Here is a 6397-nt window from a genome sequence, read left to right as displayed (position 1 = left end):
TTTTCTTTACCGAAGCGCGTACTTTCATTGTCGACTCCAGTTTTCAAGGGGAACGGTATTAACCGTTCCGACTATAGCCCTTGAGATTGGATTTCTTCATCAGCGATTCATACTGATGAGACATCAGGTGAGACTGCACCTGAGCCATGAAATCCATCACCACGACTACAACAATCAGCAGTGACGTGCCGCCCAGATAGAACGGTACATTCCCGGCCACCATCAGGAACTGAGGGAACAGGGAAACTGCTGCGATGTACATTGCACCGAACAAGGTCAACCGGGTCAGCACGCCGTCAATATACTTGGCCGTCTGATCACCAGGCCGGATGCCCGGAATAAACGCTCCAGAGCGCTTGAGGTTATCCGCAACTTCTTTCGGGTTATACATCAACGCTGTATAGAAGAAGCAGAAGAAGACCACTGCTGCTGCAAACAGAATAATGTACAGAGGCTGACTGGGTGCCAGAGCCTGGGAAATATCGCTCAGCCATTCCATGCCTTCACCCTGACCAAACCACTGCCCCAACGATGCCGGGAACAGCAGAATGGACGACGCAAAGATCGGCGGAATCACGCCAGCCATATTCACTTTCAGCGGCAAGTGGCTGGACTGCTGGGCGAACACCCGGCGGCCCTGCTGACGCTTGGCGTAGTTGATGGTCAGTCGACGCTGACCCCGCTCCATGAACACCACGAAGCCAACCACCGCAATTGCCAGCACACCAATACCCAGAACAACGAGAAGGCTCATTTCACCGTTACGCGCCTGCTCCAGCGTTTGCCCGATAGCACCGGGCAAACCGGCAACGATCCCGGCGAAAATCAGCAGGGAAATACCGTTACCAACACCGCGCTCGGTGATCTGCTCACCCAGCCACATCATGAAGACCGCACCACTCACGAAAGACACAACCGCCACAAAGTGGAAACTGAAACTGTCGTTAAAGGTAACGCCCTGTGATGCTAACCCGACCGAGATACCGAAGCCCTGAACCAGGGCCAGGATAACCGTACCATACCGCGTGTACTGACTGATCTTGCGACGACCAGACTCTCCTTCCTTCTTCAGCTGCTCAAGATGCGGACTGACCGCGGTCATGAGCTGCATGATAATAGAAGCAGAAATGTACGGCATGATACCGAGTGCGAAGATACTCATGCGCTCAAGCGCACCACCAGAAAACATGTTGAACATGCTCAGGATGGTTCCCTGATTCTGTTCAAACAGTGCCGCCAGGCGATCGGGATTAATACCCGGCACCGGTATATGGGCACCGATCCGGTACACCAACAGTGCCAGGAAGACAAACCAGAGCCGCGAACGCAGCTCTGCCAGTCCTTTTCCCCCGCCCGCAGGCAATGATGCTGTCTTGGCCATTTAGTCCTCGACTCGCCTTAGTCTTCGACTTTCCCACCCGCGGCAGTAATCGCCTCGCGTGCGCCCTTGGTCACTCGCAGACCCTTAACAGTAACCGCCCGGCTCAGTTCGCCAGACAGGATCACCTTGGCTTCGCGAATTTCTTCACGAATGATGTCTGCTTTTTTGAGTGCATCGAGATCTGCTACGTCGCCTTCCACTTTCGCCAATTCGTTCAGGCGAATCTCGGCAACGTAACGCTGCTGACGAGAGGTGAAGCCAAACTTCGGCAGACGACGAGCCAGCGGCTGCTGACCACCCTCGAAACCAGGGGCAACACTGCCACCGGAACGGGCTTTCAGACCTTTGTGACCGCGACCACCGGTTTTACCGAGACCGCTACCGATACCACGACCTACGCGCCTTGCGGCCGGACGTGAACCGGGTTCTGGACTAAGTTCGTTCAGACGCATCTTAGTTCTCCTCAACCCGAACCAGGTAATCAACCCGGTTGATCATGCCGCGAATGGAGGGAGTATCTTCCACTTCCACGGTGTGACCGATTTTACGAAGACCCAGGCCCTTAACGCACAATTTGTGCTTGGGCTGACAGCCGATGGGGCTGCGAGTCAGAGTTACTTTGATCGTTTTTGCGTTCGCCATGACTTCAACCCAGAATCTCTTCCACGGTTTTACCGCGCTTGGCTGCAATATCCTCAGGCGCTTGTGTCGCCTGGAGACCCTTGATGGTGGAACGTACCACGTTCACCGGGTTGGTAGACCCGTAACACTTGGACAGTACGTTCTGAACACCGGCAACTTCCAGTACCGCACGCATCGCACCACCGGCGATGATGCCTGTACCTTCCGAGGCAGGCTGCATGTAGACCTTGGAGCCGCCATGCTGAGCCTTCACCGAATATTGCAGAGTGGTACCGTCGAGCGGAACCTCTACCATGTTTTTACGCGCAGCTTCCATGGCCTTTTGGATGGCGACCGGCACTTCACGTGCCTTGCCCCGACCAAAACCAACGCGACCTTTACCATCACCCACTACAGTCAGTGCGGTGAAGGCGAAAATACGGCCGCCTTTAACTACTTTGGCGACGCGGTTTACCTGAACCAGCTTCTCCTGGAGCTCAGGCGCCTTCTGTTCGTTAACGCTCATCTTCCCCACCTCTTAGAATTGCAAGCCAGCTTCACGAGCAGCGTCGGCCAAAGCCTGTACGCGACCGTGATAACGGTAACCGGAGCGGTCAAAAGCAACGCTCTCTACACCTGCCGCCTTGGCGCGCTCAGCAATCAGCTGACCGACCTTTTTGGCGGCATCCACGTTACCGGTTGCACCCTGGCGCAGATCCTTATCCAACGTGGAGGCAGTGGCAATAACTTTACTGCCATCTGCAGTGGTGACCTGGGCGTACATATGACGCGGCGTGCGATGAACGCACAGACGGTCAGTACCCAGCTCACGGATCTTCATGCGCACCTTGCGTGCGCGACGCAATCTTTCGTTATTCGCGCTCATAGTCCCGCCTTATTTCTTCTTGGCTTCTTTGCGTCTGACCTGCTCATCCGCATAACGCACACCTTTGCCCTTATAAGGCTCTGGCGGACGGAATGCGCGGACTTCCGCAGCGACCTGGCCAACCTGTTGCTTGTCGATTCCGCGAATCACAACTTCCGTATTGGACGGAGTTTCGGCGGTAATCCCCTCGGGCAGCTCATACTCGACCGGGTGCGAAAACCCCAGTGTCAGGTTGAGCTTCTGACCTTGCGCCTGAGCACGGTAACCTACGCCCGTCAGTGCGAGCTTGCGCTCCCAACCTGTCGTTACACCGGTCACCATATTGTTGACCAATGCACGGGTAGTACCAGCAAGAGCGCGGGACTGTTTGGCACCATCGCGGGCCGCAAAGCGAAGAACACCGTCTTCCTGCTTCACTTCAACCGCCTGGTGAATGGTGATTTCAAGCGCTCCCTTGGAGCCCTTAACATTAATTTCCTGTCCGTTCAGCTTAACCTCAACACCGGAAGGCAGCACGACAGGATTATTGGCAACCCTGGACATGTGATTCTCCTAGAATACGGTGCAGATGACTTCGCCACCCACGCCGGCAGCTCGTGCGGCGCGGTCTGTCATAACGCCCTTGGACGTTGAGACAATCGCGACTCCCAGACCACCGGATACTTTCGGCAGTTCCCCAGCGCCATTGTACCGGCGCAGACTCGGACGGCTGACCCGCTTGATCTCTTCGATAACCGGCTTGCCGCCGAAATACCGCAGAGTGATCGTCAGCTCGGGCTTCGCGTCAGCTGAAACGGAAAAATCTTCGACGTAACCTTCGTCTTTAAGGACCTGGGCTACGGAGATCTTCATCTTTGAAGACGGCATGGCCACATCGGCCTTCTGTGCCATCTGGGCATTACGGATACGGGTAAACATATCCGCAAGCGTATCTTGCATACTCATCGGTATGAGTCTCCTGATCTTTTTAGTTGTGCAGCGGCGCGCCGCACCGCTTACCAACGGGCCCCGACCGACTGGTCAGGAAGCCTGCCTTACCAGCTTGCCTTGGTCAGTCCCGGAACGTCACCGCGCATGCCATATTCACGGAGTTTGATCCGTGACAGCTCAAACTTGCGCAGAACGCCGTGAGGGCGACCAGTCACCTGGCAACGATTACGAAGACGCGAAGGAGAGGCATCGCGAGGAAGCTGCTGCAGCTTCATCTGTGCGTCCCAACGGTCATCATCGCTGGTATTCGGGTTTTTGATAATCGCCTTGAGTTCCGCACGCTTCGCTGCAAACTTCGCAACGGTCTTCTCGCGCTTGAACTCACGGTTTTTCATGGAAACCTTAGCCATTACACTCGTTCCTTATTTCTTGAACGGAAAGCCGAAGGCTTTCAACAGTTCGCGACCTTCGTCGTCGGTACCGGCAGTGGTGGTAATGGTGATATCAAGACCACGGATCTTGTCGACTTTGTCGTACTCAATCTCCGGGAAAATGATCTGCTCACGCACACCCATGCTGTAGTTACCGCGACCGTCGAACGACTTGGGGTTCAGACCACGGAAGTCACGTACGCGGGGAACCGCGATGTGAACCAGGCGATCAAAGAAATCCCACATACGCTCGCCGCGCAGGGTCACCTTACAGCCGATAGGCCAACCTTCACGGATTTTGAAACCCGCAACGGATTTACGTGCCTTGGTGACAACCACTTTCTGACCTGCCAGGCGCTCAAGATCCGCCACAGCATTTTCAATCAGCTTCTTGTCACCAACCGCCTCACCAACACCCATGTTCAGGGTGATCTTCTCGATACGCGGCACCTGCATAATGTTCTTGTAGCTGAACTCTTTCTGCAGGGCGGGTACCACTCCCTTACTGTACTGCTCTTTCATGTTAAGCATCGTAACCACCACCGCTTACTGGTTATCGACAGCTTCGTTCGTGGACTTGAAGATCCGCACTTTGGCGCCGTCTTCCTTGTTCTGGAAGCCTACGCGATCGGCTTTGCCGGTCTGCGGATTAAAAATAGCCACGTTGGAAGCCTGGATAGGTGCTTCTTTTTCGACGATGCCACCTGGGGTGCCGAGCATCGGGTTCGGCTTGGTGTGCTTCTTCATCATATTGATGCCAGAAACAATCACTCGGCCATCGTCCTGAACCTTCAGGACTTTACCACGTTTGCCTTTATCTTTCCCCGTGGTGACGATTACTTCGTCATCTCGTTTGATCTTTTTCATAACCGGCCTCTGGTCCTTAAAGTACTTCGGGTGCCAGTGAGATAATCTTCATGAACTTCTCATTACGCAGTTCACGGGTAACCGGTCCGAAGATACGGGTACCAATGGGAGCGTCCTGAGTGTTCAGAAGTACCGCCGCGTTACCGTCAAAACGGATCAGTGACCCGTCCGGACGACGCACACCCTTACGGGTACGTACTACTACAGCCTTCAGGACCTGGCCTTTCTTCACCTTGCCGCGGGGAATGGCTTCCTTGACGGTCACCTTGATGATATCCCCAACGCTGGCATAACGCCGGTGCGAACCGCCCAGGACCTTAATGCACATCACCTGACGCGCACCGCTGTTATCCGCGACTTCAAGCATTGTTTGAGTCTGAATCATGGTTGTTCTCCGGGCGAATTACACCTTGGATGCACGTTCGGTAACTTCCACCAGGGCCCAGCTCTTGGTCTTGGAGACCGGACGGGTTTCCTGAATGGTCACACTGTCACCGATGTTGCACTGGTTGCTCTCATCGTGGGCATGAATCTTGGTTGAGCGCTTCATGTACTTACCGTACAAAGGGTGCTTCACTTGGCGTTCAACCAGGACAACGATGGATTTCTCCATCTTGTTGCTCACGACCTTGCCGCTCAGAGTTCTGGCAGTTTGGGTAGCTTCGGTCATGTCACTGTCCCGCCTTTTCATTCAATACTGTTTTCACGCGAGCGATATCGCGCTTCACATTGCCGAGAAGGTGAGACTGATTCAGCTGACCTGTCGCTTTGCGCATGCGCATGTTGAACTGCTCCTTCAGGAGGTTGATCAACTCGCTGTTCAGCTCCTCGGCGGATTTTTCGCGCAGCTCTGTTGCTTTCATCACATCACCGTCCTCGTTACAAAGGTGGTCTGTACCGGCAGTTTGGCCGCCGCGAGAGTGAATGCGTCCCGAGCGATTTCCTCGGATACACCTTCCATCTCATACAGCATCCGGCCAGGCTGAATCTCAGCCACCCAATACTCGACAGAACCTTTACCTTTACCCATTCGTACTTCAAGCGGCTTACTGGAGATCGGCTTGTCCGGGAATATCCGGATCCAGATCTTACCGCCCCGCTTGATGCGACGTGTCATGGTACGACGCGCTGCCTCAATCTGGCGCGCAGTTATACGTCCACGAGTTGTCGCCTTCAATCCGTATTCACCGAAGCTCACCTTGTTAGCACGGTGAGCAAGACCGGTATTACGGCCTTTCATTACCTTGCGAAATTTGGTGCGTTTTGGTTGCAGCATTTGAG

General features: G+C 54.6%; 14 protein-coding genes. All 14 read right to left on the bottom strand.

Annotated elements, in window-relative coordinates; translation table 11 throughout:
• Positions 1 to 58: 58 nt before the first annotated feature.
• Positions 59 to 1381, bottom strand: a complete 1323-nt coding sequence (secY, locus tag WD429_RS06885; RefSeq protein WP_368421435.1) for a preprotein translocase subunit SecY — start codon at positions 1379 to 1381, stop codon at positions 59 to 61.
• Positions 1382 to 1398: 17 nt separating this feature from the next.
• Entirely contained in the window at positions 1399 to 1833 is a 435-nt protein-coding gene (gene rplO / locus WD429_RS06880; protein WP_368421434.1) for a 50S ribosomal protein L15, read from the bottom strand.
• Position 1834: 1 nt separating this feature from the next.
• Positions 1835 to 2023, bottom strand: a complete 189-nt coding sequence (gene rpmD, locus WD429_RS06875) for a 50S ribosomal protein L30 (protein WP_012139786.1) — start codon at positions 2021 to 2023, stop codon at positions 1835 to 1837.
• Positions 2024 to 2027: 4 nt separating this feature from the next.
• On the bottom strand, positions 2028 to 2528 hold the full coding sequence (rpsE, locus tag WD429_RS06870) for a 30S ribosomal protein S5 (RefSeq protein ID WP_368421433.1): 501 nt from the start codon (positions 2526 to 2528) through the stop codon (positions 2028 to 2030).
• A 12-nt stretch (positions 2529 to 2540) separates the two neighbouring features.
• A complete protein-coding gene (gene rplR, locus WD429_RS06865; RefSeq protein ID WP_368421432.1) occupies positions 2541 to 2888 on the bottom strand; it encodes a 50S ribosomal protein L18 in 348 nt (115 codons plus the stop codon).
• Positions 2889 to 2897: 9 nt separating this feature from the next.
• Positions 2898 to 3431, bottom strand: a complete 534-nt coding sequence (gene rplF / locus WD429_RS06860) for a 50S ribosomal protein L6 (RefSeq protein WP_368421431.1) — start codon at positions 3429 to 3431, stop codon at positions 2898 to 2900.
• Positions 3432 to 3440: 9 nt separating this feature from the next.
• A complete protein-coding gene (rpsH, locus tag WD429_RS06855) occupies positions 3441 to 3833 on the bottom strand; it encodes a 30S ribosomal protein S8 (RefSeq protein WP_368421430.1) in 393 nt (130 codons plus the stop codon).
• Positions 3834 to 3922: 89 nt separating this feature from the next.
• Entirely contained in the window at positions 3923 to 4228 is a 306-nt protein-coding gene (rpsN, locus tag WD429_RS06850; protein WP_250829051.1) for a 30S ribosomal protein S14, read from the bottom strand.
• Positions 4229 to 4240: 12 nt separating this feature from the next.
• On the bottom strand, positions 4241 to 4780 hold the full coding sequence (gene rplE, locus WD429_RS06845) for a 50S ribosomal protein L5 (protein WP_368421429.1): 540 nt from the start codon (positions 4778 to 4780) through the stop codon (positions 4241 to 4243).
• 15 nt (positions 4781 to 4795) lie between these two features.
• A complete protein-coding gene (gene rplX, locus WD429_RS06840) occupies positions 4796 to 5116 on the bottom strand; it encodes a 50S ribosomal protein L24 (protein ID WP_297792963.1) in 321 nt (106 codons plus the stop codon).
• A 16-nt stretch (positions 5117 to 5132) separates the two neighbouring features.
• The gene (gene rplN / locus WD429_RS06835; protein WP_114335795.1) at positions 5133 to 5501 is read right to left on the bottom strand and encodes a 50S ribosomal protein L14; all 369 of its coding nucleotides are present in this window, start codon (positions 5499 to 5501) and stop codon (positions 5133 to 5135) included.
• A gap of 18 nt (positions 5502 to 5519) precedes the next feature.
• The gene (rpsQ, locus tag WD429_RS06830; protein ID WP_368421428.1) at positions 5520 to 5786 is read right to left on the bottom strand and encodes a 30S ribosomal protein S17; all 267 of its coding nucleotides are present in this window, start codon (positions 5784 to 5786) and stop codon (positions 5520 to 5522) included.
• Between the two features lies 1 nt (position 5787).
• Positions 5788 to 5979 (bottom strand): 50S ribosomal protein L29, encoded by a 192-nt coding sequence (gene rpmC, locus WD429_RS06825; protein WP_368421427.1) that lies wholly within the window; start codon positions 5977 to 5979, stop codon positions 5788 to 5790.
• Entirely contained in the window at positions 5979 to 6392 is a 414-nt protein-coding gene (rplP, locus tag WD429_RS06820) for a 50S ribosomal protein L16 (RefSeq protein ID WP_027830882.1), read from the bottom strand. Before rplP ends, rpmC begins: the two co-directional genes overlap by 1 nt.
• Between the last annotated feature and the right edge of the window lie 5 nt (positions 6393 to 6397).

The organism is Marinobacter sp., assembly GCF_040904845.1.
Taxonomy (GTDB): Bacteria; Pseudomonadota; Gammaproteobacteria; order Pseudomonadales; family Oleiphilaceae; genus Marinobacter.
This window is presented reverse-complemented; position numbering and strand designations above follow the sequence as displayed.

Bases quoted from the DNA above. Each gene is read 5' to 3' on its own strand.
- secY (WP_368421435.1), bottom strand. From the start codon at position 1,381: ATGGCCAAGACAGCATCATTGCCTGCGGGCGGGGGAAAAGGACTGGCA.
- rplO (WP_368421434.1), bottom strand. From the start codon at position 1,833: ATGCGTCTGAACGAACTTAGTCCAGAACCCGGTTCACGTCCGGCCGCA.
- rpmD (WP_012139786.1), bottom strand. From the start codon at position 2,023: ATGGCGAACGCAAAAACGATCAAAGTAACTCTGACTCGCAGCCCCATC.
- rpsE (WP_368421433.1), bottom strand. From the start codon at position 2,528: ATGAGCGTTAACGAACAGAAGGCGCCTGAGCTCCAGGAGAAGCTGGTT.
- rplR (WP_368421432.1), bottom strand. From the start codon at position 2,888: ATGAGCGCGAATAACGAAAGATTGCGTCGCGCACGCAAGGTGCGCATG.
- rplF (WP_368421431.1), bottom strand. From the start codon at position 3,431: ATGTCCAGGGTTGCCAATAATCCTGTCGTGCTGCCTTCCGGTGTTGAG.
- rpsH (WP_368421430.1), bottom strand. From the start codon at position 3,833: ATGAGTATGCAAGATACGCTTGCGGATATGTTTACCCGTATCCGTAAT.
- rpsN (WP_250829051.1), bottom strand. From the start codon at position 4,228: ATGGCTAAGGTTTCCATGAAAAACCGTGAGTTCAAGCGCGAGAAGACC.
- rplE (WP_368421429.1), bottom strand. From the start codon at position 4,780: ATGCTTAACATGAAAGAGCAGTACAGTAAGGGAGTGGTACCCGCCCTG.
- rplX (WP_297792963.1), bottom strand. From the start codon at position 5,116: ATGAAAAAGATCAAACGAGATGACGAAGTAATCGTCACCACGGGGAAA.
- rplN (WP_114335795.1), bottom strand. From the start codon at position 5,501: ATGATTCAGACTCAAACAATGCTTGAAGTCGCGGATAACAGCGGTGCG.
- rpsQ (WP_368421428.1), bottom strand. From the start codon at position 5,786: ATGACCGAAGCTACCCAAACTGCCAGAACTCTGAGCGGCAAGGTCGTG.
- rpmC (WP_368421427.1), bottom strand. From the start codon at position 5,979: ATGAAAGCAACAGAGCTGCGCGAAAAATCCGCCGAGGAGCTGAACAGC.
- rplP (WP_027830882.1), bottom strand. From the start codon at position 6,392: ATGCTGCAACCAAAACGCACCAAATTTCGCAAGGTAATGAAAGGCCGT.